Raw genomic sequence first — 26,651 nt, forward strand, 5'->3', positions numbered from 1 at the left:
TTTACTCCTTAAATTCACTCGTTCTTAAAGAGGTCAATCAGCATCTGACCGGACTTTTTACCGGCTGTAATGATAAATTTATCAAAACTGATTTCAGCTTCCTCATCACCAACGTCAGACATGGCGCGAATAACGGCATATGGAACATTATTCTGATAAGCCACTTGTCCAACAGCCGCTCCTTCCATTTCAGAACACAGGGCATCGGGAAAGTTGTGCTTAATTTGCGCAATTTTATTCGAATCGGCAATAAATTGGTCGCCAGAAACAATTAACCCTTTGTGGGCAGTCACACCACTTTTTTGAGCCGCTTTGACGATCTTGTCGGCTAGTTCTTCTGACGCTTTAAAGCGAGCTGGGAACCCAGGCAGCTGCCCCATCTTATAGCCGGAAGTGGTGACATCAACGTCATGATAGGCCGTCTCGGTTGAGACAACAATGTCGCCAACCGACAAACCTGCACCAATGCCGCCAGCTGAACCTGAGTTAATTACGGCATCCACGTGAAATTCATTAATCAAAGTTGATGTCGTGATACCGGCTTGCACTTTACCAATCCCTGATTTAACAATGACCAATGTTTGACCCTGAATCGTTCCAAGAAAGTAATCAGCATTGCCATAATGCTTTGTTTGTTCACCAGAAAGGGCTTCTTTTAAGATCGCCAGTTCTTCATCCATTGCACAAATAATTCCGTAAGTCATTCAAATTCTCCTTAATTGACAAAAAACAACACTAAAAAAACGATCACCATCAGTAAAATTAAGATTGTGATTGTCCAGTTCATCTTGCGGTTAATCCGATGCCAACGCGGTGTTTTAAAATCATCGGCTACTGAATAATTTTCACGAGCCCGCGTTGTTTCCTGTGGTTCAGGAGTTGCTTCGGAAACCGGCTGATGGTGTTTTCTTGCATATTCACGTTCGACTTGCACCCGACGTTTATCGCGTGCCTGAAAGTCAGCTTCCTGTTGCCCTTTTAATTTTCGATACTGTTCTCGCGTTAACGGTTTCCCGTCATTTTTGTGATTATCATCGATCGCCAAGTTAAATGGTCACCTACTTTTGCATTAACTGCCAATATTGAATGGCAGTAATGGTCTTTGCGTCTTGGATTTCGCCATCAGCAATCATTGCCACCGCCTCATCCAGCGTTTTTTCAAACACTTCAAGGAATTCCCCCTTGTCGCGTGGCAATTGATTAGCAACCGGCGTCAGTCCTTCAGCAAGGTATAGTTTCATGTATTCATCAGAAAAACCGACTGATGAGTAAAAACCATAGAGTTTTTTGATGGTTTTGGGCACATAACGAATTTCTTCGTTTAATTCTCGAATGACGGTATCGTGAAAATTAGCATCTCGACCATCGACTTTTCCCGCAGGAATCTCAATGGTGGTCTTTTTAGCTGGTGCGCGCCACTGCTTCTCAAGAATTATTTTATTATCGTGGGTAAGGGCTAAAATACCCACGGCACCGGAATGGTGGACAATCTCTCGAAATGATGTCTGTCCGTCAGGCAGCTTAACCGTCTGCTTTTCGACATTGATAATTGCCCCATCATAGATCTTCTCAGTACCCATTACTTTTTCTTCAAAGTCCAACTCGATCACCTTTTTTAGTTAATAGGATCATTCTACAAATAATACCGGGTCATTGCAATCAAGACGGCTAATCATCGATCACGTGGGTCTTGGCAGCTTGGGGTCCCTTCTGTCCGGCAACAACAACGTATTCCACTGGTTTACCGACTTGAATGGTGCCATATTGATCTTCAGGAAAGGCGTTTTTAAAGAAGAACAGGTCATCTTCGCCACTGTCCTGAGTAATGAAGCCAAATGCATTCTGTGGGTTATAACTTTTAATTTTTCCTTTAAGCAAAATATCCTCCGAAGTGTTCGGCACACGGGGTGGGCCAACACACATTTCAATTATTTAAAATAAAAAAAGAAACTACAACATTTAAGTCATAGTTTCATTTTAATGGTTAATCATGAAGATTGAAACATCTTTTGCTGAATTTTAAAGGATCAATGGTACAAACTTCGACTTACTTTTCCTCAAATCCTTCAGTCGCTGTTTCAGGGAACTGGTCACGGACAATTTGGGCACAAGATTGACAGAAAGTTGGGTAGTCCGAATCAGCACCAACGTCCTTACGAACCAGACGACAACGTTCACAGGTCTTGCCTTCGGCGGGTTCAACCAGTAGTGCCAAGCCATCGCTATCGAATTTAGTGCTGTTATCAGGCGCATCGGCAAAGTCCTTGATGGTCAATTGAGAAACCATCAAGACAGTTGCCAGATCAGTCTTCAAACTGTTCATCAAGTCGGCTACTTCACTAGTTGCGTAAATTGTCAAAGCAGCTTCCGATGACTTCCCAATCTTCTTGGCGTCACGCGCCTCTTCAAGCACTTTAAGAACATCATCACGATAACTTCGGAATTTCGTCCAGTTGGCCAGAATCTCTGAATCGTGCTCGTATTTCTTAGGTTCCGGAATATCGGTTAACTGAACAAATTCTTCAGGTTCGTGGAGGAATCCCCAAATCTCTTCAGTAGTGTGTGGCAATACCGGTGTCATCAACTTAGTTAAGCCAACGGCAATCTCATACATGACCGTCTGCATTGAACGACGTTTATGGCCGTCCTGCTTGTCGATGTAAACAATGTCCTTCGCGATATCAAGGTAGAACGCGGACAGATCATTGGTAATAAAACCGATGACCTTCTTGTTCCAATCCAAGAAGTCATATCGTTCCAAATAGCTTCTGGTATCAGCCAGGAATTGATTGAAAAGTACCAGCATGTATTGATCTTGAGATTCCAATTCATCAAATGGGACGGTATTTTCTTTAGGATCAAAGTCCGTTGTGTTGGCCAACAAGAACCGCATCGTGTTCCGAATCTTCTTATACGAATCCGAAATTTTGACGAAGTTTTCGGTACTTACCCGCACATCAGCTGAAGTATCAACTGAGGTAACCCACAGACGAACAATTTCAGCTCCCATCTGTTTGATCACGTCGATTGGTGCAATTGTGTTACCAAGTGATTTGCTCATCTTATGGCCATTGCCATCGAGAGTGAAGCCTTGTGAAACCACTTGTTTGTAAGGAGCCTTGCCAGAAACAGCAACGCTGGTAATCAAACTGGAGTTGAACCAGCCACGGTACTGATCTGAGCCTTCAAGGTACATATCAGCCGGATAGGTCAGTTCTGGCCGTTCTTCAAGAACCCCCTGGTGTGAGGATCCAGAATCAAACCACACATCCATGATGTCGTTTTCTTTGGTGAATTGACCATTTGGTGAATGCTCGCTAGTAAAGCCATCGGGTAGCAAGTCCTTGGCCTCCTTTTCAAACCAGATGTCAGAACCATATTTCTCAAATAAGTCAGCCACATGGTTAACGGTCTCTTCGGTGATAATTGCTTCACCATCTTCACCATAGAAAATTGGCAGCGGCACACCCCAAACCCGTTGACGGGAGATAACCCAATCCCCACGGTTTTGAATCATGTTGGAGAGACGAACCTTGCCCCAATCAGGGAAGAATTGAACATCATCCAAAGATTTGATGATTTCATCTTTAATTTTGTCGACAGACGCAAACCACTGTGGGGTTGCCCGGAAAATGATTGGCTTTTTAGTCCGCCAGTCAAATGGATAACTATGCTTCAATGGCATGTAGTGAAGCAATAAGTTGTCGTCCTTTAATTTGTCCAAGGCAATCTTGTTGGCATCATCATAGAAGACGCCGGCAAAATCTTCACCGGATTCTTTGGTTAAGTAACCTTTATCATCAACGGGGGCAAAAATATCCAAACCGTATTTGCGGCCAATATTAAAGTCATCTTCCCCATAACCAGGAGCGGTATGAACTAATCCGGTCCCCTCTTCAAGGTCGACGAAATCGCCCAACATCGTTAATAGTTTACGGCTATGATCAAATGGATGTTCCGCCAAAATGCCTTCAAGGTCTTGGCCTTTGACCGTTTTAACTGTTTTAACATTTGTCCAGCCGATGAGGTCGGCAACTTTATCAACCAACTCAGTGGCGATGACAAATTTCCGAGTCTCACCTTCGGGCTGAACAACCGAGTAATCAAAACCGGCATCCACGGTAATTCCTTCAGAAGCTGGAATCGTCCATGGTGTCGTAGTCCAAACCACCATGTAGGTATCATCATCTAAGACACCTTTACCATCAACGACGTGCTCACCATAAAATGCCGTTGGTGAAGTAATATCATGGTATTCAACTTCAGCTTCTGCGAGTGCAGACTCTGATGACCATGACCAGTAAACCGGTTTTTTACCTTTGTAAATCAAGCCACGCTTGGCAAAGGCACCGAATACACGAACTTCTTGAGCTTCAAATTCTGGCTTCAGCGTTAAGTATGGGTTGTCCCAGTCACCCGAAACACCCAAACGTTTGAATTCTTCCTTTTGACGTTCAACCTGCTTTAAAGCATAGTCCCGACATAATTTGCGGAATTCGTTGGTCGACATTTTCTTGCGGTCATACCCGGCCTGAATCAACTTCTGCTCGATTGGCAGTCCATGAGTATCCCAACCTGGAACGTAAGGTGCTCGATAACCCGTCATAGATTTGTATCGAACAATAATATCCTTTGAAATTTTATTTAAGGCATGGCCCATATGAATGTCACCATTAGCATATGGCGGGCCATCGTGGAGGACAAATGTTGGTTTGCCCTCATTTAATTTTTGTCTTTGTTGGTAAACATCGTTGTCTTCCCAAGCCTTTTGACGATCGACTTCTTTAACAGGAAGATTACCACGCATTTTGAACTTTGTTTTGCCTAAGTTTAACGTATCTTTTACCCGCATTGCTGGACTTCCTTTCGTGGAGATATTTGACGGAGTAATGATGAGTTTGGTGCCATGGAGCTTGGTGGTGGATGAAGTTTGAGTGGTCGTGAACAGCTAGGTGAAATGTGCTCCACCGAGCAGCAACCTGTGCCTAAGCCAACATCGGGCGAAATCAAACTCGATTTCCCCCAAAGTCAACTTAGGCTCCGGTTACTAACCGCTCGGCTCCGCACTCTGATCGAAACGTGCTCAGAAGCTAACTGGGGCACGTCGCAGAAACACGTTTGTTAGATTCTTATGTGCTCCCCTTCTGCCTTTAAAATACGCTCCGACGGGCCTGGCCCTAACTTCCAAGGGTACTTTGATTAAAGTTCCAAACCCAGGAACTTCAATCAAAGTACCCTTGGAAACCGGGTCACCCAGCCCTTGTCGCGCTCTTACAAAAAAAGACCCCGTCACAAGGGACGAAGTCTTCGCGGTACCACCCAATTTTAGAATTTAAAATTCTATCTCTTCAGATAATCGATTTATGTACTAGAGGTGATCGATTTATTGGTTGGTGACTGCTGAACTTCCACTAACTTCAGCTCGCTGTTGTGTCAGCCAATAACTTTCTTTTCTCTAACCGATTAATTATTCACTTTTCGTGCGACCATCTGGATAAATCACAACGGTTTGATCTGAATCATCCACAGTAGCCGGTGTTTCCTCAACATCTTTCGCACCATTACTCTGTTTAGTTTCAGATTGTACCCCTGGTTTTACAATGTTGTCAAGGCTACCAACCACTTTTTCAATATCTTCATAGGTCGTGGTTGGCTTCTCTTCAACCAAACGATCCCAGTCAGAACCTTTAATCACTTCAAGCTGACTTTCTAACATGACTTGAAGTCGTTGACGGAACACCCTGGTATTTTTCTTTAAATCATCAGTCTCAATCGCTAACTTCTTAGCACGTTTTGAAGCTTCTTCAAGAACAGCATCCGCCTTCTCGTTAGCAGCGTTCAAAATATCATCAGCCTTCTTCTGTGCTTCACGGCTGGTGATTTCAGCTTCCTTCTTCGAGTTGGTTTTAACTTTATCTGCAGCTTCCTGCGCAACCAAAATGGATTGGTTCAAGGAATCCTTTAAATCGTTAAAGTAGGAAAGTTTGTCTTTGGCTTCATTGAGCTGGGAGTCCAAGTCTTTGTTTTCTTGCAAAACGATTTGATAATCCTTGATAACTTGGTCAAGAAAATCGTTAACCTCATCAACATTGTAGCCTCGTAGTTTTGTCGAAAATTCCTTGTTATGAATATCTTGTGGGCTTAATACCATAATGATTCAATCCTCCTATTTATTTCGATTATATACTTTTAATGCAATTCGAATCTTACCCTTTTTGGTCATGCCGGCAATATCCTGCACAACCAATCTGCCGAAACCGCGAACCGAGATAATATCTTGAATGGAAATTTCTAAATCAGGACGGTTGGCATCCTCCCAATTAATGCGAATCATGCCGCTTTCAATGAGTTCCTTGGCATGATGACGAGAAATGTGGAATCCTTCACTAACGAGTGCGTCAACCCGTAAAGAAGCAACAGTTGTTGTTAATTCTTCGCCTTCGTCAACCGGCACAATGATCTCTTCAGGCTGAATTTTTTCCAGCTTGATTTTAATCTTACCAATCCGATCGACTTGTGATTGAACATAATCCGCCATTTCGGACTCACACATGAATTGCCAATTCAAACCATCGGTGACGATATCACCAATGACATCTCGATCAATGCCACTCCCCATAATTGATCCCAGAATTTGTCCGTGAGATAAGGTTGCAAATTTGCTGGGATAGTCAATTTGGAATGCGGTAATATTATAATCGTCGGCCTTGGGAACAAAGTAATCCGGAAAGGCAACCGCTCGTTTTAATTCGGCCGAAGGATATCCGCCAAGCGTCTGAAATGAGACACCCTCGTATCTATTGACGATTGTTTCAAGTATATAAAGCTGTCTAGGATTCAAAAAATCAGTAAGGATCGGTCGATATTCATTTGCAACCCTGCCGCTCAAACTGTCGATTGACTCTAAAAAAGGCAATTCGGCCTGTCGATAGTGTTGCGAAACATTCGAGTCTACCAAGATATTTCCCCCTCTTGCTGAAACGTCTGCACCCCAATTAATAGCCGATTAACAATTGTCCAAGATAATTGACGCCCATTTGAACAAACGTCAATACTGCTAAAGCAACAATCGGAGCAAGGCTAATCATCCCAATTGTGGCAAAATTAAACAAGCTTTCAAACGGTTCAACAATCCGTGCCAAGAATCGACCAATTGCCGTTCCATAAGCATTTGGGAACCAACTCATTAGGGCATACACGACAATACACAGCATATAAATGTTGATGGCCTTGTCGATAAACCAAACTGCATACATAACAAATGTGACCAATAGGTTGCTCCTTATTTTTTGAGATTACTCAGTTACTTGAAATTTCTTTGGTGAACAAATGAAAATGTTTCGACCGAGCCGATTGATTGACCCGTGAATGGCAAACAAAACACCATTCAAGAAATCAACCATCCGGGCAGCTGAATTGTTATCGAGTTTGTCCAGCTTGATGATGACAGCGCTGTCCTCCAGTAATTTTTGGGCAATCGTGTCAACATCAGTATAGTTGACTGGTTCAAAAACAACGATACTGCTGGTTTCTGGTTCCTGTCTATTCATCAATACAACGTTATCCGCCGGCTTATCAATTTGATTTTCTGGTTGGTCTGTATCCATCCCAAAAAAATTGGCTAAATTAAATTTTGGCATTTCGTGTCCTTTCACATTTCACCAAACATCAGTACCGGTCAGCCTGTACTACTTACCTCAACGACGGTGCTTAAAGAATGGTGGAATATCGTCTTGTGAATCATCACTGGTGTCTGGCCTTGTGTCATCAGAACTAACGTCTGGTTGGAAGGGATCAAAATCCTTTTTCTCAACGTCGTTGAATTCATCCTGAGCAGCAGGACGGCTTGGGGCTGGTTGTTTTCGAATGTCCCAGTTACCAAGTGGATCACTATTAGTATTTGAACGGTCTTTTGTTTGATCAGTGTCTGACGTTTGGCGATCTGAATGTGGCCGTGCACTTGGTTGTGGACGAGCAGAACGAGTCCGCCGTGTTGACATCCGCTCCTGTTCGGCTTTCTTCTTATCGATCCCGGTAGCAATAACCGTCACGCGGACTTCATCACCAAGTGTTTCGTCAATGGACGTTCCAAAGATGATGTTGACATCGCTGGTTGCAGCTTGTGACACAATGTCAGAAGCATCTTGGGCTTCAAACAAGGATAGGTCAGGCCCACCGGTGATGTTTAACAACACCTGTTCGGCGCCATCAATTGAAACTTCCAGCAATGGAGAAGAAATCGCTTTCTTGGTTGCTTCAGCGGTTCTATTTTCACCATTTGCGGTTCCGACACCCATTAAAGCTGAACCTTGGTCCTGCATCGTGGTCTTAACATCAGCAAAATCCAAGTTAACGTAACCAGGACTGGTGATCAGATCTGAAATTCCTTGGACACCTTGTCGTAGAACGTTATCGGCTTCCTTGAAGGCATCCATCATTGGTGTCTTCTTGTCGACCATTTCCAGCAAACGGTTATTTGAAATGACAATCAAAGTATCGACATTTTCTTTGAGCTGAGCCACCCCTTCATCAGCATACTTTGCTCGACGAGGTCCCTCAAAGCTAAATGGCCGGGTAACCACACCAACAGTCAGTGCACCTTGGTCCTTTGCAATCTTGGCAACAATTGGCGCAGCACCGTTACCAGTACCGCCACCCATTCCGGCCGTTACAAAGATCATGTCCGCACCTTCAAGTGCTTCAGTAATGGCTTCTTCACTTTCTTCAGCAGCTTTAGCACCAACGTCAGGGTTGGAACCGGCACCCAGCCCACGTGTAAGTTTGGGTCCTAATTGAATTCTGGTTTCGGCTTTTGAAGTTGCTAAAGCCTGAACATCGGTGTTGGCAACGATAAATTCAACACCTTTTACATCTGAGTTAATCATCGTGTTAACGGCATTACTTCCCCCACCGCCAACGCCGATAACTTTTATGTTTGCACCGTGGTTATCGGTGGAATCTAATGAATATTCCATAATTGTCTTTTCCCTCCGTTTGTGCGCTTAATCAAAGAAATCACTAAAGAAGTTCTTGATTCCTTCACCGCGTTTTTTCTTCTGTGTCGGTTTCTTGGCCTTTTTAGACTTACCAGCAACAGCAGGTTTGACTTGTTCTGGTTGACTAAGTTTAGGTGCCTTGGTTAATGTCGCACCAACGGCCGATCGAACAATCATATCCACATCTGCCAAGTCGGCAAAATACGATACCAGTGAAAGTGCGGCTGTAAACGACGGATGTCTTAATCCCATCTGATCAGGAATATAGACCCTGACATTAGTGTTGAATTGGTCAGCGGCTAATTCGGCAATTCCTGGAAGTGCAGCCACACCGCCAGTCAAAACAATTCCACCTGGTAAATCAAGTGCTTGAATTTGATTCAAACGATCCTTAATTCGATCAAAAATCTGGCTTAACCGTGCTTCGATGACTTCAGCGAGATAACGTTCGTCGATATACGTTGGTTCTGATTGACCAACTACCTCAACTGGAAATTCATTATCTGCCGATGCTTGTAAGGAGTCGGCATAACCATAATCACGTTTAATTTTTTCAGCATTTTCCATTGATGTATTTAAAACAATTGAAATATCTTTGGTAATAAAGGTGCCACCCTCAGGATCAGTTGTGGCGTATTTTAATTGATGATCATGAATGACGGATGCGGTAGTTTGTCCGCCGCCCAGATCCACAATAATCGTTCCAAAGTCCTGTTCACCGTCATTTAAAACGACATGGCTTTCGGCCAATGGCGTTAACACAGTCGAAATGATGTTCAAACCAGCTTTATTCACGGCTTTTTGCAAGTTGTGCATAATCCCTTTTGAACCGGTAATTAACTTACCGCGCATTTCTAGACGAACGCCGACCATCCCCCGAGGGTCTTTGATGCCGTCAAATCCATCAACGATGAATTCTTCCGGTTGGATGTCAATTATCTCTCGTTCTTGTGGCAAACTGGTTCCGAGTGCGGATGCGGCAACGTTTCGGACATCTTCCTCAGTTATTTCACGTGACTGATCATCCAAAGTAATTAATCCATTGCATGGTTCAATCCGTAACATGTTCGCCGGAACACTTACAATCACGTCTTTAATCTCAATACTTGCTTTTTCTTGAGCTTGATTCACAGCACTTCGAATTGCGTCTGCGGCTTGGTCAATATCGACGATCACACCACGGCTCAATCCATTTGAAGGCTGATTCCCCACACCAATAACGTTCAATTGCCCTTTTACTTTTTCTGCAACAATCACTTTTATTGAGGTAGTTCCTATATCAAGTCCCACATATAAACCCGAATTATCCATATATGTAAGGAACCTCCACATCTAGAATATTTTCTGAACATAACATAAGTTTAACACAATCATAAACATCGAAAAAGATTAATTAGCTCTAATAGCCTTGCATTGTAGTCGTTTTTGTTGAAGTCTGTTTTTTGGAAATTGGGTATGAATACGCCCCAACTTCCAGATTGATGACACTCTTGACTTTTAGCTTCGAACTAATGCTTGGATAGTAGTCCATCTTATCGCCAAAGGTACTAATAGACGCATAGACTTTGTTGCCATCACTCATCTGAATAAATATCCGATCGGGGTTACTCTTGGTCGGTGAAAAACTGATCGTATTCATGACCGCGCGCACAGGCGGACTGATCCGCCGGTACTGCTTAATGGTGCGTCGCAGCTTTTTAGGGTTCTGAAATTTCTTTAGAACCGGAAAACCAGCCTTGGGATTTAATACTTTGCCCTTAATGATCACGCCGCTCTTTAAAATCGGCTGATAGCCACCGTGAACAAAAAGATAACCGATCGTTGGATATTCCTCAACCTTGATTTTCACCTGATTGAAGTTGACCAATTTCATCTGAACTGATTGCATTCGCATGCTACGCAATTTAAGTGATTTTGCCAATTTGTCCGTCTTTCCCCAAACCGCAAAAAGCGACGTTCCCTTCTTCACGGGTGAATAAGCCTTAATCTGTTGATCGCTGACAATTTCATTGCCAAAAACTGTGACTTTTTGCACCCGACTATAGGATGAAATCATAAAGATCATGACCAACAGGATGACGGTAATCAGGATCACCAGCGGCCACATTTTTTTAACGTTTCTATTTTGAAAATCGCGAAACAGTCCTTCGTGATTCTTCCCGTTTTGGTCTTGTGTTCCCAAACGACTCTCCCCCCCGTTAGTCGAACTACTTGATAAGCGTTCTGGCTAAATTCAAAATCTCGTCAGCAGAGTCAGTGACTCCCAACTGCTTTGAATTCTCTGCCATTTTCTCACGTGCCGCTGAATCGTGCATCAATTGATCGACTGCCTTTAACAAACTTTTAGGATTCAACTCTTCTTGCTTGATCATCAATGCGGCTCCGCGGTTGACCAAACTCATCGTGTTCTTCGTTTGGTGATCCGCAGTAACGTAAGGACTCGGTATCAAAACGGATGGAATGCCCAGTGCCGTAATTTCAGCGATACTCGTTGCACCTGATCGACCAACGATGAGTGAAACCTTCGGTAAGACTTGCGGCATGTTGTTTATGTACGGCAAAATCTTGATGTTACTGCTGATCCGCGTCTTATCAAGCAGGTTCAAAACGTTTTGATATCGCCTTTGGCCGGTGACAAAAACAACTTGATACTGACGTTTATTAAACTCGTTGACAGCTCCAATCACGGCCTTATTAATGGCAGGGGCACCTTGACTGCCACCAAAAATCAGGACGGTCGGTTCATTATCCTGTAGGCCAATATCTGACCACTTGAAAGTAGGCTTCATATTGGCGACCTGCTGAGCGCGTGGATTACCCGCAAAGACAACCTTTTCTTTTGGAAATTGGCTGGCAGCCTCGTGGAAGCCAATCGCAATCTTGTCAACGTAATGACTCAAAAACTTATTGGTTAGCCCAACGGCACTATTCTGTTCATGGATCATGGTTGGAATGTGGGCTTTAGCGGCTGCGTAAACCACGGCACCGGAGACATAACCACCGGTTCCAATGACCACGTCGGGTTTGAAATCTCGAATAATCTTTTTCGACTCATGGACGCTCTTTAAAAATAGCGCAACGGTTTTAAAGTTTTCAAGCGAGAGTGACCGCTTAAAGCCCTGGATCTCCAAAGCAACAAATTCAATTCCCTGTTGTGGAACGATTGAACTTTCCAGTCCGCGTTTGGACCCCACGTAGAGAACTTTCGAGTCCGGTTCCTGTTTGAGTAAATCTTCGATAATTGCCAGCGCCGGATAAATGTGCCCGCCGGTACCACCACCAGAAATGATTAAACGCATTAGTGTTCCTCCTGCTTATTCGTCAACTTCTCAACATCCGCGATGTAGCGATCACCACGCTCTTCGAAAGTTTTGAACTGATCCCAGCTGGCATTTGCAGGTGAGAGCAGGACAATGTCACCTTCGTCACTGAAGGAGTACGCAGTGGGAACGGCTTCATCCAAATTATCAACTTTCGAAATGTTTTGAATGCCTGCCTTCTTCAAGGAATCTTCCAAAAGATCGGCCGTCTCGCCAAACAGGACGGCTGCCTTAACATGTTCCTTGAATTGCGGAATTAATTTGTCAAACGTATAACCCCGGTCCAGCCCACCAGCCAGTAATACCACTGGCTTATCAAAGCCTTCAAGCGCCATCTGAGTGGCCTCAATGTCGGTCGCCTTAGAATCGTTATAGAATTTGCGGCCATTGGCTTCAAGAACAAACTGAAGTCTGTGGCGAACACCTGTGAAGGCCTCCAAGACGTTGGTGATTGCAAGATTGGATTTACCGAGGACTTTTGCGCAGGCAATTGCCGCCAAAGCATTTTCAACGTTTTGTTTGCCTGGAACCTTGATGTCTTCGGCGTTCATAATGAACTCGTCGTTATAATACAGCTTGCCATTCTTTTCATAGGCCCCTTTATCAATCTCAGTTGTTCTGGCAAACGGAACGACTTTTGCAGCACTGCGCTTGCTCAAATCCCGCCACTCATCAGAATCGAAGTTAACCACGAAGAAATCATCGGGTGTTTGATTCATCGTGATCCGCATCTTGGCATTCACATAATTTTCACGGGTTTTATGATAATCCAAATGGTTTGAGAAAATATTGGTCAATACTGCAACATGTGGATGCAGGGTTTTAATTCCCAACAGCATAAAACTGGAAAGTTCCATCACGATCGTATCGTCAGCAGTTGCCTTTTTAGCAGTTTCAGTGGCCGAAATACCAATGTTACCAGCTGCGTATGCATGCCCTTTGGCGCGTTCCTGATTAAGTATTTCAGTAATCATGGTAACTGTCGTTGTCTTACCGTTACTGCCAGTTACCCCAATAATTTCCGCGTCCGTGATCTGTGAGGCCAGCTCAACTTCCGTCATAATTGGCAAATGATGATCGACCGCAGCGGCAACAACCGCATTGTCATAAGGAATCCCCGGATTTTTGACCATCATATCGAAGCCATCATCCAAAATGGCTGGGTCCTGTTTACCAGTAATGGTTTGAATGCCATTATCTTGGAGTTCAGCAACTTCAGGCAATTCAGAACTTGGTTTGGAATCGCTTAGGACAACCGTCGCCCCAAGTTCCTTTAAGAGCTCAGCAGCGTGAGTTCCGCTTTTACCAGCACCTAAAACTAATACTTTCTTATGATTATAATCATCAATTTTTTTCATTTTATTCCCTCGTTTTTGTCATGTGAATAGTCAAATAGGTTGGATACAAAACCAACCGTTTTGTCCCAACCTCTAAATAATCGTCATCACACTTACGGCAGACGCCGCAAGGGCAATCAGCCAGAAAATGATATCAATCTTCCATTCAGACCAGCCGCTCATTTCAAAGTGGTGGTGAATCGGGGTCATCTTGAAGACCCGTTTACCGGTTAGTTTGAAAGAACCAACCTGGATGATCACGCTGGCGGTCTCACAAACATAGATAATCCCAATCACTAACAAGGAGAACTCATGGTGAACCAGCACTGAAACGGCAGCCAGTGCCCCGCCGAGTGCCAGTGAACCCATATCTCCCATGAAGATCTTGGCAGGCTTATGGTTGAAAATGAAGAATGCCAACAAACCGCCGACCACCGAAAAGCAGAACACTGCAACTTCTACCTGCTGTTGAACCATGGCAACGATCCCATAAGCGGCAAAAGAGATTGTCCCGAGTCCGGCAACCAATCCATCCAGCCCGTCAGTCAAATTAACGGCATTGGAGAAGCCAACCAGCCAAAAGACAACGAACAAAATGTACCAATAGCCCAGTCGAAGGTCGCCACCAAAGGGAATCTTAATCGCCATTGGGAAGCCTTCGTGTATGTATACCACAGAAAAGATCACGGCAGCCACAATTTGCCCCAGCAACTTTTGCCAGGCCTTTAGTCCTTCGTTCTGGCGCCGAAACAACTTAATACTGTCATCCCACATTCCGAGCAAGCCGTACGTCACCAGCACAAATAGCAAAATCAACAGCGTCGGGTTCAGCAATCCCCTCAGCCAGCTAAACGCCAAATCCACCAGGACAATAGCGACGATAAACAGGATGCCTCCCATCGTTGGCGTACCGGATTTCTTTTCGTGCCATGAAGGCCCCTCTTCTCGAATCATCTGACCTTCATGCCGACTCCGAAAATATTTGATCAAACTTGGCATTAAGACTGCCGTTATCAAAAATGTACCTAATAGAGGTGTTAACCAATTACCCATAGTCGCCATTTACCATCCTTCATTATTCAAAATTTACTTTTAACACATCGCCCGTGTCAATTGACTTTTCAAAGTTGATGCTTTGACTGTCAGCATAGCCGCTTCCAGTAGATTCGAGCTTCAAACCGGTCAATGAGCAGAGTTTTTCAACATCATCCTTGCTCCAGCCAATGATCCGTGGCATTTTCCAGCCCTTATTGGTCAGTAAAAATACCCGCTTTTGTTCGGCTTGAGTCGTTCCAACGCCTGGTGATTGTTTGAGAATTGAATCGCCGGATCCAATTGTGACCACGTCAAAACCTTTCTCATTCATAATTCGTTTGGCATCCGTCGTTGTCTGATAGACCACACTAGGTACCTGCCGCTTAACAGTTGCCTGCTTGGCGTTAGAATTCTGCAGCGCACGGGTAATCACTGGTTTGAAAATTTCGGCCAATAATTGTGTCGCCGTCTTGGTTCCAGTCAGTTTGGGCTGCTTCATCGTGATAAACATCACGTAGCGTGGATTATTGGCTGGCACCATACCGGCAACAGAATACAGATAACTATCATCGCCGGATGCGTAACCGCCCATCCCGTTGCTGACCTGAGCTGTCCCAGTCTTTGCGGCGACTCGGTAACCCTTAATTTTGTAGTCGGCCCCAATCCCATAAGGCTTGTAGACAACGTCCTGCATGTGTTTTCTGACGGCTTTGGCTGTTGCTGCACTAATGGGGTGACCAACAACCTTCTTGCCGTATTTTTTAATCGTCTTATTATTGGCCGAATTTATGATCTTAGAAATAAAGTACGGCTTCATCATTGTACCATTATTTGAGACTGCAGATAAAGCCTGCATCATTTGCAAAGTGGTCACTTCAATTCCTTGGCCAAAGGACGTATCAGCCTGTTCAATTGGGTAATTGAACTGAATTCGGCCGGTTAGTTCACCAGGCAGACCACTATTGGTGCTCTTTAAAAAGCCAAAACGCTTAATGTATTTTTTCCAAGTCGTGGGACCCATCTGCTGTTCCAAATGTGCCATGGCAACGTTACTGGACAACGCAAATCCTTTGTTATAAGTAATGTATCCCCATCCACCAGGATTCCAATCGGGAACGATCTTGCCGTCAATTGAATAACGGCCTGACTCGTAAGTATCAGTCCCATTATAATGGCCGGAATTAATCGCCGATGAAAGTGTAAAGACCTTCATTGTTGACCCGGGCTCGTACATATCAGAGGACAATGTGTTGGTCCACGCCGAGCCGATCCCTTTCAAGGTTGCGGCATTAAAAGTTGGCCGTTGAGAAGCGGCAACGATTTTTCCGGTTTTGGCGTCCATTAAGACGGCATTCATGCCGGCCGGATGAACTTGTGACTGAACCGAGTTCATTTCACTCTCCAACAAGGTTTGAATCCGTGAATCGATAGTGGTGTAGATGTTATGACCGTTTTTAGCGGGTTTTTCTTTTTGCCGTTTACCAGGAAGCTTGTACCCATAAACATCGTATTGAGCATTTTTAAAGCCATTTTGGCCAGCCAGTGTTTTATTGAAAGCCTTCTCAATCCCCATTTGGCCGACCAGGTTGGCAGTACCGGTTTTCTTGTTGGTTTCAGAAACCGCAACCCCAATTAAATTGGAAGAAAAGACACCATTTGGATACAGTCGGGCCTGTTTTTGAACAAAATCAATTCCAGGCAGTTTAGCTGCTTCAATTTTTTTCTTAGTCAATAAGGAAATGTTAGTCCCAGCACTGCCAAATTCCACTTGGAACGGTTGCTTATCCTTGGGAGATAGGGTCTTCAAAGCCCTTTTTTCGGTGATCGGTAAATACTTGGCCAGAACTTTCGCGGTCTTTTCCTTATTCACAACGTAGAGTGGTTTGCCATTCAGGCCCTTCTGCCGCTTATCCAAAACAGCATACAACGAATATGTACTGGTATCTTCAGCAATCGGGTTGCCGTTCGCATCATAAATAGATCCTCGTTTGGCTTTGAGGGTCTGAGTTTGGGTATAAAGTTTTTCAGCACGGTCATTTAAATTGACGTTTTTAACATTTTTTCCAACCGCAATGACAAGTAAACGACTACCTAAAAATGCAAAAAGCAGGAAAAATGCAAGGAACAAACTTATTCCAACAATTTTCCGGCTTTTTCGAGCATTAAGTTTGTCTGCGGAACGATCAGATGAATCTTTCATTTAGTAACATTCCTTATATTTGCGTTTAAGAGTGACATGCCGCTCTTGTGGGCAATTTTATCCAGACGGGTGCTGCTTTGAAGCTCACCGATCTGTTGCTTTAAATTAGTATTACTGGTACGAACCGTCACAATTTGGTTGTCCAGATGCTGGAGTTCGTGTTGTGAATTCGACAACGCAATTTTTGATGATACAACTACTAACATTAACACAGTTAAGACCGCGCTACCACACACAATTAACAGCTTTTCAAAGGATGAAAGTTTGAGGGCTTTAGAAATGCTCACCCGTTTCACTTGGGCCTGATCAGGCCTGGAAACGTATGGTTGCGGTTGATCGGTTAGGTTACGAGCTAAATTATTTTGCGCCATAATTATGTACTCTTCCTTTATTTTAGTTTTTGATTCGTTCAATTATTCTCAACTTTGCACTATGTGAACGATGATTCTCTTCTAACTCAGCTTCGGTTGGAACAATTGGCTTTCGGGTAATAGGCTTAAATTTTGGTTTAATGCCTTCGGGGATAATGGGTAAATTGGGCGGTAGGTCCGGCAGCGATGTCTTTTCTTTGAACATCGTTTTAACCAAGCGATCTTCCAAGGATTGGAAAGTAATCACGCTGATTCTGCCATTGACCTTTAGCAGGTCCAAAGCTTGTTCCAGTGAATCCTCCAGAGCAGACAATTCATCGTTGACGGCAATACGGACCGCTTGAAATACTTTTTTGGCCGGGTGACCACCATGGCGTCTAGCGGCTGCCGGGATGCCTTCCTTAATCACTTCAACCAAATCGTTAGTGGTATCAATCGGATGTTCTCGACGAACGGTTTCGATGCGCCGGGCAATTGATTTGGCAAACTTCTCTTCACCATATCGATAGAAGATTCGCACCAATTTTTCATAAGGCCATTCATTCACAATTTTCCATGCATCGAGTGGATTATCCTGATCCATCCGCATGTCAAGGCGGGCATCAAAGCGGTAGCTGAATCCGCGACCAGCTTCATCAAATTGAGGTGAAGAAACCCCTAGATCATAAACAATACCGTCAATTCCTGAAACATCGACGTCTTGGAGTGCTGCTTTTAAATTGCGGAAGTTATCATGAATCAAGGTTAGTTTGCCGTCTTCAATAAATTCAGACAGTTGCTGCTGATTATAGGCAATGGCCTCGTCATCCTGATCAAAAGAATAAATATGACCACTGGTTAATTGTCCAAGAATTTTGGTGGTGTGTCCCCCACCGCCTAGCGTTGCATCGACATATGTACCTTCAGGATTAATGTTCAACCCCTTGACCGCCTCGTTCAAGAGTACAGTCACATGCTTAAATTCAGACATTCGATCACCCCCGTTTCCTAAATGCCTTGTTACATTAAAAATCGATCATATTTTCAGCAATCTCATTAAAGTTCTGTTCTGCATCATTACTAAAGTCGTTCCAGCGATCGTCGCTCCAAATTTCGAAACGGTTTGAAACACCGACCACGACACATTTTTTCTCGATCTTTGCATAATCCCTTAAAGTGCTGGGGATATTAATGCGCCCCTGCTTGTCAAATTCACATTCAACAGCAGCGGAGAAAAAGAATCTCGTGAAGTAACGAGCATCTTTTTTATTCACGGGCAAGGTATCGATTTTTTGCTCAACCTTTTCCCACTCACTCATCGGATATCCGAATAGACATCCATCCATTCCTCGGGTGACAACCAGTTTGTCGCCCAAATCCTGACGAAACTTAGCGGGGATGATGATCCGTCCTTTGGTATCAATGTTGTGTTGATATTCACCCATGAACATGTCGTCATCACCCCAATTTCAGTTTACATTCACATTCTACCACAATCCACCACTATCAACCACGCCTCCTCAAAATTTGTCACTTTTTTATTATAAACCGTTTTTAAGATTGATTGCGGATCCGCTAAATCCTAATATGACAGTCATTATCAAATGGTGGGGGATTTAGACCCTTTATCACAAAAAAAGGACCAAAGCATGAAAAAATCTGCTTTGATCCAATGAATAGTTGATAATTTAAATAGATTCAAAAATGACATAAATCCCCACGACGATCCAACAACCGAATAAAAACAAATCACTAAACCGCCAAAAAGTAATAAAAAATTTCAAGTAGGTTAAATGAGGATTGGCAAAGATCTGCCAGATCAGTACAATCAACGTTAACCCCAGCCAAACGATAACCACTTCAGGAATAAACGATCCTGATAAGCCGTTTTTGCTAATCTCATGAATGAAGTACAGCAAAATTGGCGGCCAAAAATCGAGTGGTTTAATCGGCACCCTCGATCTGAAAAATTGGTTTTTTCTTAAAATAACTAAAAACCCGGCAACTGCAAACAGAATTACAAATTGAGTTACAAAGGTCACCGTGTCAGTCATCCAAGGAGAAATATGCATGAGTGACCCTCCTGATTTTGACAAAACATATTGCATTGAACGATAATGATAGTTAAACTGTGTATGGAATACAAGAGAAAGTGGTGCAAACATTGGCGCGTAAAAAGAGAACAAGATTTCAGAAAATTACATTGGTATTCGTTTGGATTATGATCATTGCGACGATTAGCTCATTGGTCATTTCAGCAATCATGACATTCTTATAACCAAACGCTCTCAAGAGGTTGGAACAAAAGTGAAAGCTTTTGTCCCGGCCTTTTTTTGTGGTTAACCCTATTTTTGCTTTTGTTTGTATACCTGCCGTGGCCGACTGCCATCTTGGGGGCCGATGTAACCGCGTTTCTCCAAGTCATCAATCAACCTGGCGGCGCGATTATAACCAATCCGGAAGTGACGTTGAAGAAGTGACGTGCTGGCCTTTTGCTGATCGACCACGAAGTCCAGGGCATCATTGAATAAATCGTCCTCAGAATCTTCTTGATCTTCTTCTTTGATTTCTTCATCGCTGACCATCATCGATTCATCGTAATCGGCTGATTGCTGATCGGTAATGAACTTGACGACTCTGGAGACATCCTTGTCAGGAATAAAGGCACCCTGAACCCGAATTGGTGTGTTGGAATCAATTGGCAAGAACAGCATATCGCCCCGACCAAGCAATTTTTCAGCACCGTTGGTATCGATAATCGTGCGAGAATCAATCCCACTCGATACGGCAAAGGCAATTCTTGACGGAACGTTGGCCTTAATCAATCCAGTAATGACATCAACGGATGGTCGTTGGGTTGCTAGAATCATGTGGATGCCAGCCGCCCGTCCCATTTGTGCCAGCCGAATGATTGCTGCTTCAACATCGTTTGAGACCGTCATCATCAGGTCAGCTAATTCGTCGACGATCACCACAATGTAAGGCATTGGCTGAATCTTCGTGTCATTTTCACGATTATTTTTTGCCACAAAGTCGTTATAAGTGCTAATCTTTCGCTGACCAAATTTGGCAAACAGTTCATAACGGTTCTCCATCTCAGACACCACCTTTTGTAGTGCCCTGGCGGCTTTCTTGGGTTCGGAAACCACCGGACTCAATAGATGGGGGATCCCATTATAAACACCCAGCTCAACTTTTTTGGGGTCAATCAGCATTAATTTAACCTGGCTGGGTTTGGCATGAAGCAAAATACTCGTAATAATGCCATTAATGGCAACTGATTTACCACTTCCCGTTGAGCCGGCAATCAATAAATGCGGCATCTTGGTCAGATCAGCAGTAATTACATTGCCATTAACGTCCTTTCCAAGCGGAACTTGGAGAACGTGGCCGTGATTATCTGGCTGATGCTCAACAACGTCCCGGAAGGAAACGGTGGCAATCTTTCGGTTAGGGACTTCAATCCCAATCAAGGATTTACCTGGAATGGGAGCTTCAATCCGAATGTCCTTGGCTGCCAAGGCTAATGCAATGTCATCTGCCAGGTTTACGATCCGACTGACCTTAACGCCAATATCTGGGTGCAGCTCGTATTTAGTGACTGATGGGCCCAAACTGACGTGTTTAATCTCGGCCTTAACCCCAAAGCTGTCCAAAGTTTTTTGAAGCACCTGAGCGTTATGATCGATTGACTGCAACTCACCTGACTGATCATCCTGGGGAATTTGAGTCAGCAAGTCGGTCGTTGGCAGCCGATAAGCATCGTCTTCTTTGACATCAACCAAATTAACCTCCGAAGAAGTATCAGGCTCTTCAGCTTTCTTAGGAGTCGCCGGTTTTGTGGGCGTTTTGACTGGCTGCTTAGCCTCATCAGTGACTGGCATCCCAGAAATTGTGATTGCGGATGCTGACAGCTTATTTGGCTCAGAATCATCACTCTTAGGGTGTTCAACGGATTGTGGGTGACTAATGGTCGCTGACGATGAAGGTTGCTTATTCGGCTTTTTAGTCTGCTTTTGGGCGGTATGCTGCCTGACCGCTGCAATCCGAGCTTTAACAAACATCAGACATGCCCGAAGACCGGTAAATAGTTTGGCAAACGAAATATCAAACAGGATAAAGCCACCAATGAGGATGATCAAACTGGCAACAATCCCCGTTCCAATCTTGCCAAATAACACGTGGGCCAGATAGAAAATAATCGTCGCCAAAATACCGCCGCCGATGTTGGAATCACTATTAGACGAAGCAACATCATCAACCAGCTTCTGCCAGTTAAAATTGATAAAATCAACCGGCTGAGCAGCTTGGAGGTATTCAATTAAGGTCAGCCAAAGGAGAAGGCCCAACAAAATGAGAACCGTCCCCCAGCCATACCTAGCCGGAATCTTTGGCAGTCTGGAAAAGCCCGCCAGGAAGATGCCGACAACAATGCCCACCAAAAGAAAGACCGGGAAAAGGCTGCCGACAAACAGTTTGGCAATGTTAATCATGAGCGTACCGACAATCCCCGCTTGGAACAACCCCAATAAAGCCAGGATGGCAACCACGCCGCCAATCAAATTGATGGCATACTTTTGAAGAAAGCTTGACTGGTTGCTAGGCTTCTTGGTCGTCTTTGTCGGACGGCCACGTTTCTTAATCGATTTGCTTCTGGTCCGCTTGGTTTTCACTGTCTACTCCCCCTTTCCCTAAGAATGGCTATCGATTACTTCAGCTTATCATGTTCATATTGATGTGTTCGTTCCAAATGGTTAAAGTTTTGTTGTCTCAACACTTCATAAATCACAATCGCACAAGTGTTAGACAGATTCAGTGCCCGGATATTGTCGTCATCCTGCGGAATTCGAATGGCCTTTTCAGGGTTTTGCCGCATAAACGGTTCTGGTAGCCCGGTCGTCTCCTTACCAAATAACAAATAATAATCTTGATCAGGAGCTGAATAATCGGGATCGGTGTAATCTTGATTGGCAAATTTGGAAACTAGAAATAGGTTCTTGGGGTCTTTGACTGACTTCAAAAATTCAGGCAGGTTCTGGTGGTAGTTAATTTGAACTTTATCCCAGTAATCAAGCCCCGCCCGCTTTAGATGTTTATCATCAATACTAAATCCAAGCGGTTCAATTAAATCAAGAACAGTGTCGGTTCCCGCACAGGTCCGCGCGATGTTGCCGGTATTTGCGGGCATTAACGGTTCAAATAATACGATATGATTAGTCATGATTTCCTCCAAATATCTTAAAAATCTGCAACCATCACAGAAACGTCGACGGTGATGGTTTTAATTGCGTCGACCAGCTGAAGGGCGTTTTCCTGTCGACCCCTCCCCCAGTGAAGCGGCGTCATCGTCAAAAGATCCTGCTGCATCCCCTTCGGAACTAAAAAGTCATATGTAAGCTTATGAATACTGGCATTTGGATAATGAGTCATGAATAGGTCAAAAAATTTTTCGTTTGAGTACGCACTATTTTTTTGGCCAGTCCCAAATAAAGCAACTCGCAGTTCATGCAGGTAGCCGCTGTTAGGAATAATCTTAATCAGTCGGCCGCCCGCCTGTGCCACCCGGTTGAATTCATCATATGCGGATGGTGAAAACAAATCGATGATGGTCGAAATTGTGTTGTCATTAAATGGTAGTCGAGCCAGATCAGCCACACAGAAAAAGGCCCCCGTAGGCTGTTGGGTCGCCAGATTAATTCCATCTTTGGAAATGTCAAAGCCAATTGCAGTATCTTTTCCCCCTCGAAGGGTCAATAAACGTGCTAACGGGGTGCCCTCTCCACAACCCACATCCAAAATCCTTTCTGGATCCGGGCCCAAATAGGTTGAAATGGCATCGACAATCGGATCAAATAACCCTGCTTGTAAAATCTTGTGGCGGGCCTGCAGCATCGATTTGTCATATTCGTTGTTGGCCTGCTTGGTGAGGAAAAACAACGTCCCCTTTTTGGAGAGGTCAAAGGCGTGGCGTTCGGGACACCTCAAACTATAACCCACCACGTCATCAAAGGGTTGCTGACAAATGGGGCAACGAAATAAGGATAAATTCTCCGTCACAAATTTTCTGCCAAATTCAATCTTTTTCACTTAAAATCCTCCACAAACGCAGTTCATTATATCACAGCCGCCAACCAAAAAAGCTTCCCAATCAAAATTCTCAAACCCATTTTGCTGGAAGCTTACTGGCGGATCAAAGTTTATGCAAATTGAGGTACCACTGCATGTCTTCAGGTAGTGCTGCTTGGCAATGAAGACTTCGGCCGGCAAACGGGTCATAAAAGGTCAACTCGGCACAGTGGAGTGCCTGGCGAGTCATCGAATGGTCGTCTTGATTGTACAACCAATCTCCAATTAAAGGATGACCCACAGCAGCCATGTGAACCCGAATCTGATGGGTTCGACCCGTGTGCAGCCGAACCCTTAGCAAGGTCTGCTTTGCCAGCCGACAAACCGGCCACGCTTCGGTCACTGACATTTTACCTGACTCAATGACTTGTCGTTTCACAAATGAATCATTAGCCCTGCCAATTGGCAGATAAATTTCAAAATGTGATGTTGAAATTCGTCCGGCGACAATCGCCAGGTACGTCTTTTGAATTGTTCGATCCTTCAGTTGTTTATCAAGGACTGAATGGGCGAAGTGATGTTTGGCAAAAATCACCAATCCACTGGTGTCTTTGTCCAGTCGCGTAACAATGTGAATTTTTTGATTGGCATAGCCCTGCCGCTGATAGTAACCCTTGACCCGGTTAACCAATGAATCAACATGGTTATGAGCCGGCACAGAGGCCACTCCGTACGGTTTATTAACCACCAAAAAGTTGTCATCTTCATGGACAATTTCAATTGGAACGTTAGACACACTCACATGATCATTTTCCGGTTCCGGCGGCAAGACCACCTTGACTGTGTCACCGGTTTGAAGCTTTCGATTGACCAAGGCCGCCTCACCATTCACCAAGGTCTGACCACCGTGATATTTAATTTTTTTCAACAGCGTCCGGGTAATCCCATAGCTCATAATAAACGTCCGGACTTTAATTGGTGCTTGGCCTGTATATTTCCACGTAAACTCAGTCATCGAGATTAACCTTACCAATGAACGAATTGCTTACCCGCCGCCAAAATTGAGTGTGTCGGTACTGGGCAAAAGAAATTCGGCGTTTGGAAATTCGGTACTCCACAGAGGCAACAGCTTCATTAGAAATAATTTGGTGGTCACAAGTTAAAATTGTCCGGTTAGAACTCTTCGGAACAATTTTAACCCACTCATCTGGCGAAATGATCAAGGGTGATCCCAGCGTACGAAAGACCCGGTTATTAATTGAAGAAATCTCGGCGATTTGAATCGCATTGAGGGTTGGATTAATAATTGCGCCGCCAACTGATTTGTTATAGGCGGTGGATCCACTAGGTGTTGAGACACAAAGACCGTCGCCACGAAAGCTTTCAAAGAGTGTGTCCTTGATGTAGACGTCGGCGACCATTGAACCGCTAATCTGCTTCAGAGTCGATTCGTTGAGCGCCAAACCATAATCGGCTGGGCCGCCGCTCACGTAATTGACCCGGATATCCAACAGCGGGTATGTGACACTTTGTCCATTGTCGTGTTCCAGGCTGTCAACCAGTTCAGAGACTTCGTAGTCCCGCCAATCTGTGTAGAATCCAAGGTGGCCGGTGTGAATCCCGACCAATCGGATCCGATCACTTATGTCTTGGTAATGGTGAAATGCGGACAGCAGGGTCCCGTCACCTCCGACAGAAATCACAATTTCGGGATTTAAGCCATCGATGCTTAAGTCGGGCGATTCTTCAATTTTTTTCTTTAATGAGGTCGCCACAATGTTTGACGACTCACCAAGATTACTGTAAATGGCTATCTTCATCAGACGACTTCCTCACATCTTTGCCTGGCTCATGCTTATTCGTTTCTTGGAGTTCATCACGAATTTCTGACATTTCCTCATCCAAATGAAAGGCCGCTTCAGCTGACCGTTCCAATCGCCCCTTCAAATCATCGGGGAATTCCCCTTGGTACTTATAGTTGAGTGAATGCTCAACCGTGGCCCAGAAATTCATCGCCAAAGTTCTAACCTGAATTTCGGCCAAAATGACTTTTTCGCCGTCAAGCATCTGAACAGGGTATTCGAAGATTATGTGGTAAGATCTATATCCGCTGGGTTTCTTGTTGTGGACGTAATCTCGTTCTTCAAGAATATTAATATCAGTTCGCTTGCGAAGCAAGTCCACAACTTGATAGATATCTTCAACGAACTGACACATGATCCGCAAACCGGCAATATCTTCCATGTCTTCTTCGAGTCGATCTTCAGAGATGTGTCTTCTGACCATTTTTTCTTTAATACTGTCAACGGGTTTTACCCGACCGGTCACAAACTCAATCGGGCTTCGACCATCGATTTTTAAAAATTGTGATCTGATTCCCCGTAATTTTACTTTTAATTCATCAACAGCTTGTTTGTAAGGAACTAAAAAGTCATCCCAATTTTCAACCAAGCTAACACTTCCAATCTGTTGCGCTCAAATGAACGCTCTATTGCTTTAAGGCAAAATTCAATCAGACTTAATTTTACCATATCCAACAATCTTTCCCAATCAATCATACACACTTCAGGCAAAATTGTTGTTTTTACGTGAAAATTTGTTATTCTTAATGGAGAAAATAATTAGTATATTAATTTTGTTGTCGGTTACACATGGAGGGGCAATAATGGTACTTGAGATTTATTTATTCGTTGATCCACTTAATCGACATTGTTATGACGCCGAAAAAACGATTGAACGGATTTCACAAAAATTAAACAAACAAATTAGTGTGCGCTTTGTTTCGCTGCTTAACATCAAAATATTGCACGACTTTATGAAAAACGAGCAGTTCGCTCATCTCGATCACAATCTGCCCTACGATGTCATTTTGGACTTTAAGGCAGCTTCATTCCAGGGAAAGAAGTTTGGCCGACGCTTCTTAATGGATCTGCAAAAAGAACTTCTGATTAATTCTGTTCCGTACTCTGATCAACTAATCGTAAAGCTTGCTGAACGAAATGGCTTGGATGTTGAGATGTTCATGGAAGACCGCCGCTCTGCTTTAGCTGAAAAAATGTTTCGCTGCGATCAACGGGTTGTCCACGAAATGCAAGTCAGTGATCCATCAACCACTGTACTGTTTAATTCTGCCGTTGCCGACAGTGGCATTCGCATTAAGAGTTTTGATTATAATTCTCTCTTTGGCTTTTGTGCCAAGAGTTTGGGGTCAGCTGCTCACTTCGAGCAAGCTTCGAAGAAACCAACCACCATTCCGTATTCCAAATCAAACTTGCGATTCAATTAATCTAACCACGCAAAAATAAGACTGGGATAATAGGCGTTTAGATCCCAGAGTTTAACGAGAA

Annotated in this window: 28 protein-coding genes; 2 read left to right on the top strand and 26 right to left on the bottom strand. The window is 44.0% G+C overall.

What is annotated here, in order from left to right; all coding sequences use genetic code 11:
• Positions 1 to 14 precede the first annotated feature (14 nt).
• From LPKJCM_RS03705 to LPKJCM_RS03800, 20 genes are all read right to left on the bottom strand, one after another.
• On the bottom strand, positions 15 to 704 hold the full coding sequence (locus LPKJCM_RS03705; RefSeq protein ID WP_057963032.1) for a 5'-methylthioadenosine/adenosylhomocysteine nucleosidase: 690 nt from the start codon (positions 702 to 704) through the stop codon (positions 15 to 17).
• A gap of 11 nt (positions 705 to 715) precedes the next feature.
• Complete coding sequence (locus tag LPKJCM_RS03710) at positions 716 to 1,045, bottom strand: hypothetical protein (RefSeq protein ID WP_057963033.1); 330 nt, start codon at positions 1,043 to 1,045, stop codon at positions 716 to 718.
• Between the two features lie 13 nt (positions 1,046 to 1,058).
• Positions 1,059 to 1,601: an NUDIX hydrolase gene (locus LPKJCM_RS03715; RefSeq protein WP_057963034.1), complete on the bottom strand. Its 543-nt coding sequence runs from the start codon at positions 1,599 to 1,601 to the stop codon at positions 1,059 to 1,061.
• A gap of 67 nt (positions 1,602 to 1,668) precedes the next feature.
• A complete protein-coding gene (locus LPKJCM_RS03720; RefSeq protein WP_057963035.1) occupies positions 1,669 to 1,878 on the bottom strand; it encodes a cold-shock protein in 210 nt (69 codons plus the stop codon).
• 169 nt (positions 1,879 to 2,047) lie between these two features.
• Positions 2,048 to 4,852, bottom strand: coding sequence for an isoleucine--tRNA ligase (gene ileS / locus LPKJCM_RS03725; protein WP_057963036.1), 2,805 nt, complete (start codon positions 4,850 to 4,852; stop codon positions 2,048 to 2,050).
• A 615-nt stretch (positions 4,853 to 5,467) separates the two neighbouring features.
• A complete protein-coding gene (locus LPKJCM_RS03730; protein WP_057963037.1) occupies positions 5,468 to 6,151 on the bottom strand; it encodes a DivIVA domain-containing protein in 684 nt (227 codons plus the stop codon).
• A gap of 15 nt (positions 6,152 to 6,166) precedes the next feature.
• The gene (locus tag LPKJCM_RS03735; RefSeq protein ID WP_087069545.1) at positions 6,167 to 6,958 is read right to left on the bottom strand and encodes a YlmH family RNA-binding protein; all 792 of its coding nucleotides are present in this window, start codon (positions 6,956 to 6,958) and stop codon (positions 6,167 to 6,169) included.
• Positions 6,959 to 6,995: 37 nt separating this feature from the next.
• Positions 6,996 to 7,271 carry a YggT family protein gene (locus tag LPKJCM_RS03740; RefSeq protein ID WP_013727518.1) on the bottom strand — a complete coding sequence of 92 codons (276 nt, stop codon included), beginning with the start codon at positions 7,269 to 7,271 and terminating at the stop codon, positions 6,996 to 6,998.
• 24 nt (positions 7,272 to 7,295) lie between these two features.
• On the bottom strand, positions 7,296 to 7,640 hold the full coding sequence (locus LPKJCM_RS03745; protein WP_014939623.1) for a cell division protein SepF: 345 nt from the start codon (positions 7,638 to 7,640) through the stop codon (positions 7,296 to 7,298).
• Between the two features lie 57 nt (positions 7,641 to 7,697).
• Positions 7,698 to 8,975, bottom strand: coding sequence for a cell division protein FtsZ (ftsZ, locus tag LPKJCM_RS03750; protein WP_087069546.1), 1,278 nt, complete (start codon positions 8,973 to 8,975; stop codon positions 7,698 to 7,700).
• Positions 8,976 to 9,002: 27 nt separating this feature from the next.
• Positions 9,003 to 10,307 carry a cell division protein FtsA gene (gene ftsA / locus LPKJCM_RS03755; protein WP_174659006.1) on the bottom strand — a complete coding sequence of 435 codons (1,305 nt, stop codon included), beginning with the start codon at positions 10,305 to 10,307 and terminating at the stop codon, positions 9,003 to 9,005.
• A gap of 88 nt (positions 10,308 to 10,395) precedes the next feature.
• A complete protein-coding gene (locus LPKJCM_RS03760; protein ID WP_057963040.1) occupies positions 10,396 to 11,178 on the bottom strand; it encodes a cell division protein FtsQ/DivIB in 783 nt (260 codons plus the stop codon).
• Between the two features lie 25 nt (positions 11,179 to 11,203).
• Positions 11,204 to 12,295 (bottom strand): undecaprenyldiphospho-muramoylpentapeptide beta-N-acetylglucosaminyltransferase, encoded by a 1,092-nt coding sequence (murG, locus tag LPKJCM_RS03765; protein ID WP_057963041.1) that lies wholly within the window; start codon positions 12,293 to 12,295, stop codon positions 11,204 to 11,206.
• The gene (gene murD / locus LPKJCM_RS03770) at positions 12,295 to 13,674 is read right to left on the bottom strand and encodes a UDP-N-acetylmuramoyl-L-alanine--D-glutamate ligase (protein WP_057963042.1); all 1,380 of its coding nucleotides are present in this window, start codon (positions 13,672 to 13,674) and stop codon (positions 12,295 to 12,297) included. The genes murG and murD overlap by 1 nt, the downstream gene beginning before the upstream one ends.
• Positions 13,675 to 13,746: 72 nt before the next feature.
• The gene (gene mraY / locus LPKJCM_RS03775) at positions 13,747 to 14,706 is read right to left on the bottom strand and encodes a phospho-N-acetylmuramoyl-pentapeptide-transferase (RefSeq protein WP_057963067.1); all 960 of its coding nucleotides are present in this window, start codon (positions 14,704 to 14,706) and stop codon (positions 13,747 to 13,749) included.
• A 22-nt stretch (positions 14,707 to 14,728) separates the two neighbouring features.
• Positions 14,729 to 16,888 carry a penicillin-binding transpeptidase domain-containing protein gene (locus tag LPKJCM_RS03780; protein ID WP_057963043.1) on the bottom strand — a complete coding sequence of 720 codons (2,160 nt, stop codon included), beginning with the start codon at positions 16,886 to 16,888 and terminating at the stop codon, positions 14,729 to 14,731.
• Positions 16,885 to 17,259 (bottom strand): cell division protein FtsL, encoded by a 375-nt coding sequence (gene ftsL, locus LPKJCM_RS03785; RefSeq protein WP_057963044.1) that lies wholly within the window; start codon positions 17,257 to 17,259, stop codon positions 16,885 to 16,887. Before ftsL ends, LPKJCM_RS03780 begins: the two co-directional genes overlap by 4 nt.
• Positions 17,260 to 17,281: 22 nt before the next feature.
• A complete protein-coding gene (rsmH, locus tag LPKJCM_RS03790) occupies positions 17,282 to 18,229 on the bottom strand; it encodes a 16S rRNA (cytosine(1402)-N(4))-methyltransferase RsmH (protein ID WP_057963045.1) in 948 nt (315 codons plus the stop codon).
• A 34-nt stretch (positions 18,230 to 18,263) separates the two neighbouring features.
• Positions 18,264 to 18,689 (bottom strand): division/cell wall cluster transcriptional repressor MraZ, encoded by a 426-nt coding sequence (mraZ, locus tag LPKJCM_RS03795; RefSeq protein WP_057963046.1) that lies wholly within the window; start codon positions 18,687 to 18,689, stop codon positions 18,264 to 18,266.
• A gap of 237 nt (positions 18,690 to 18,926) precedes the next feature.
• Complete coding sequence (locus LPKJCM_RS03800) at positions 18,927 to 19,310, bottom strand: DUF3397 domain-containing protein (protein WP_057963047.1); 384 nt, start codon at positions 19,308 to 19,310, stop codon at positions 18,927 to 18,929.
• An 83-nt stretch (positions 19,311 to 19,393) separates the two neighbouring features.
• Between LPKJCM_RS03800 and LPKJCM_RS03805 the strand changes: the two genes are divergently transcribed.
• Complete coding sequence (locus LPKJCM_RS03805; protein ID WP_223602653.1) at positions 19,394 to 19,516, top strand: DUF4044 domain-containing protein; 123 nt, start codon at positions 19,394 to 19,396, stop codon at positions 19,514 to 19,516.
• Between the two features lie 67 nt (positions 19,517 to 19,583).
• On the opposite strand, the gene LPKJCM_RS03810 is transcribed toward LPKJCM_RS03805, so the two are convergent.
• The 6 genes from LPKJCM_RS03810 to yjbM form a co-directional block, all read right to left on the bottom strand.
• Positions 19,584 to 21,911 carry an FtsK/SpoIIIE family DNA translocase gene (locus LPKJCM_RS03810; RefSeq protein ID WP_057963048.1) on the bottom strand — a complete coding sequence of 776 codons (2,328 nt, stop codon included), beginning with the start codon at positions 21,909 to 21,911 and terminating at the stop codon, positions 19,584 to 19,586.
• Between the two features lie 35 nt (positions 21,912 to 21,946).
• Positions 21,947 to 22,459, bottom strand: coding sequence for a tRNA (cytidine(34)-2'-O)-methyltransferase (locus LPKJCM_RS03815; protein WP_057963049.1), 513 nt, complete (start codon positions 22,457 to 22,459; stop codon positions 21,947 to 21,949).
• 17 nt (positions 22,460 to 22,476) lie between these two features.
• A complete protein-coding gene (locus tag LPKJCM_RS03820) occupies positions 22,477 to 23,325 on the bottom strand; it encodes a methyltransferase domain-containing protein (protein WP_057963050.1) in 849 nt (282 codons plus the stop codon).
• 103 nt (positions 23,326 to 23,428) lie between these two features.
• Complete coding sequence (locus tag LPKJCM_RS03825) at positions 23,429 to 24,319, bottom strand: RluA family pseudouridine synthase (RefSeq protein WP_057963051.1); 891 nt, start codon at positions 24,317 to 24,319, stop codon at positions 23,429 to 23,431.
• Positions 24,312 to 25,124: an NAD kinase gene (locus LPKJCM_RS03830; RefSeq protein ID WP_057963052.1), complete on the bottom strand. Its 813-nt coding sequence runs from the start codon at positions 25,122 to 25,124 to the stop codon at positions 24,312 to 24,314. Before LPKJCM_RS03830 ends, LPKJCM_RS03825 begins: the two co-directional genes overlap by 8 nt.
• On the bottom strand, positions 25,102 to 25,755 hold the full coding sequence (gene yjbM, locus LPKJCM_RS03835; protein WP_057963053.1) for a GTP diphosphokinase: 654 nt from the start codon (positions 25,753 to 25,755) through the stop codon (positions 25,102 to 25,104). The genes LPKJCM_RS03830 and yjbM overlap by 23 nt, the downstream gene beginning before the upstream one ends.
• Before the next feature lie 214 nt (positions 25,756 to 25,969).
• Between yjbM and LPKJCM_RS03840 the strand changes: the two genes are divergently transcribed.
• Positions 25,970 to 26,590: a DsbA family protein gene (locus LPKJCM_RS03840; RefSeq protein WP_057963054.1), complete on the top strand. Its 621-nt coding sequence runs from the start codon at positions 25,970 to 25,972 to the stop codon at positions 26,588 to 26,590.
• Positions 26,591 to 26,651 lie beyond the last annotated feature (61 nt).

The sequence above is a fragment of the Lentilactobacillus parakefiri genome (genome assembly GCF_002157585.1).
Lineage (GTDB): Bacteria > Bacillota > Bacilli > Lactobacillales > Lactobacillaceae > Lentilactobacillus > Lentilactobacillus parakefiri.

What these genes read in the sequence shown, in the direction of transcription:
- ftsZ (WP_087069546.1), bottom strand. Translation starts at nt 8,975, where the DNA reads ATGGAATATTCATTAGATTCCACCGATAACCACGGTGCAAACATAAAA.
- LPKJCM_RS03705 (WP_057963032.1), bottom strand. Translation starts at nt 704, where the DNA reads ATGACTTACGGAATTATTTGTGCAATGGATGAAGAACTGGCGATCTTA.
- LPKJCM_RS03830 (WP_057963052.1), bottom strand. Translation starts at nt 25,124, where the DNA reads ATGAAGATAGCCATTTACAGTAATCTTGGTGAGTCGTCAAACATTGTG.
- LPKJCM_RS03780 (WP_057963043.1), bottom strand. Translation starts at nt 16,888, where the DNA reads ATGAAAGATTCATCTGATCGTTCCGCAGACAAACTTAATGCTCGAAAA.
- LPKJCM_RS03840 (WP_057963054.1), top strand. Translation starts at nt 25,970, where the DNA reads ATGGTACTTGAGATTTATTTATTCGTTGATCCACTTAATCGACATTGT.
- rsmH (WP_057963045.1), bottom strand. Translation starts at nt 18,229, where the DNA reads ATGTCTGAATTTAAGCATGTGACTGTACTCTTGAACGAGGCGGTCAAG.
- murG (WP_057963041.1), bottom strand. Translation starts at nt 12,295, where the DNA reads ATGCGTTTAATCATTTCTGGTGGTGGTACCGGCGGGCACATTTATCCG.
- LPKJCM_RS03730 (WP_057963037.1), bottom strand. Translation starts at nt 6,151, where the DNA reads ATGGTATTAAGCCCACAAGATATTCATAACAAGGAATTTTCGACAAAA.
- ileS (WP_057963036.1), bottom strand. Translation starts at nt 4,852, where the DNA reads ATGCGGGTAAAAGATACGTTAAACTTAGGCAAAACAAAGTTCAAAATG.
- mraY (WP_057963067.1), bottom strand. Translation starts at nt 14,706, where the DNA reads ATGGGTAATTGGTTAACACCTCTATTAGGTACATTTTTGATAACGGCA.
- LPKJCM_RS03825 (WP_057963051.1), bottom strand. Translation starts at nt 24,319, where the DNA reads ATGACTGAGTTTACGTGGAAATATACAGGCCAAGCACCAATTAAAGTC.
- LPKJCM_RS03800 (WP_057963047.1), bottom strand. Translation starts at nt 19,310, where the DNA reads ATGCATATTTCTCCTTGGATGACTGACACGGTGACCTTTGTAACTCAA.
- mraZ (WP_057963046.1), bottom strand. Translation starts at nt 18,689, where the DNA reads ATGTTCATGGGTGAATATCAACACAACATTGATACCAAAGGACGGATC.
- LPKJCM_RS03745 (WP_014939623.1), bottom strand. Translation starts at nt 7,640, where the DNA reads ATGCCAAAATTTAATTTAGCCAATTTTTTTGGGATGGATACAGACCAA.
- ftsA (WP_174659006.1), bottom strand. Translation starts at nt 10,307, where the DNA reads ATGGATAATTCGGGTTTATATGTGGGACTTGATATAGGAACTACCTCA.
- murD (WP_057963042.1), bottom strand. Translation starts at nt 13,674, where the DNA reads ATGAAAAAAATTGATGATTATAATCATAAGAAAGTATTAGTTTTAGGT.
- ftsL (WP_057963044.1), bottom strand. Translation starts at nt 17,259, where the DNA reads ATGGCGCAAAATAATTTAGCTCGTAACCTAACCGATCAACCGCAACCA.
- LPKJCM_RS03815 (WP_057963049.1), bottom strand. Translation starts at nt 22,459, where the DNA reads ATGACTAATCATATCGTATTATTTGAACCGTTAATGCCCGCAAATACC.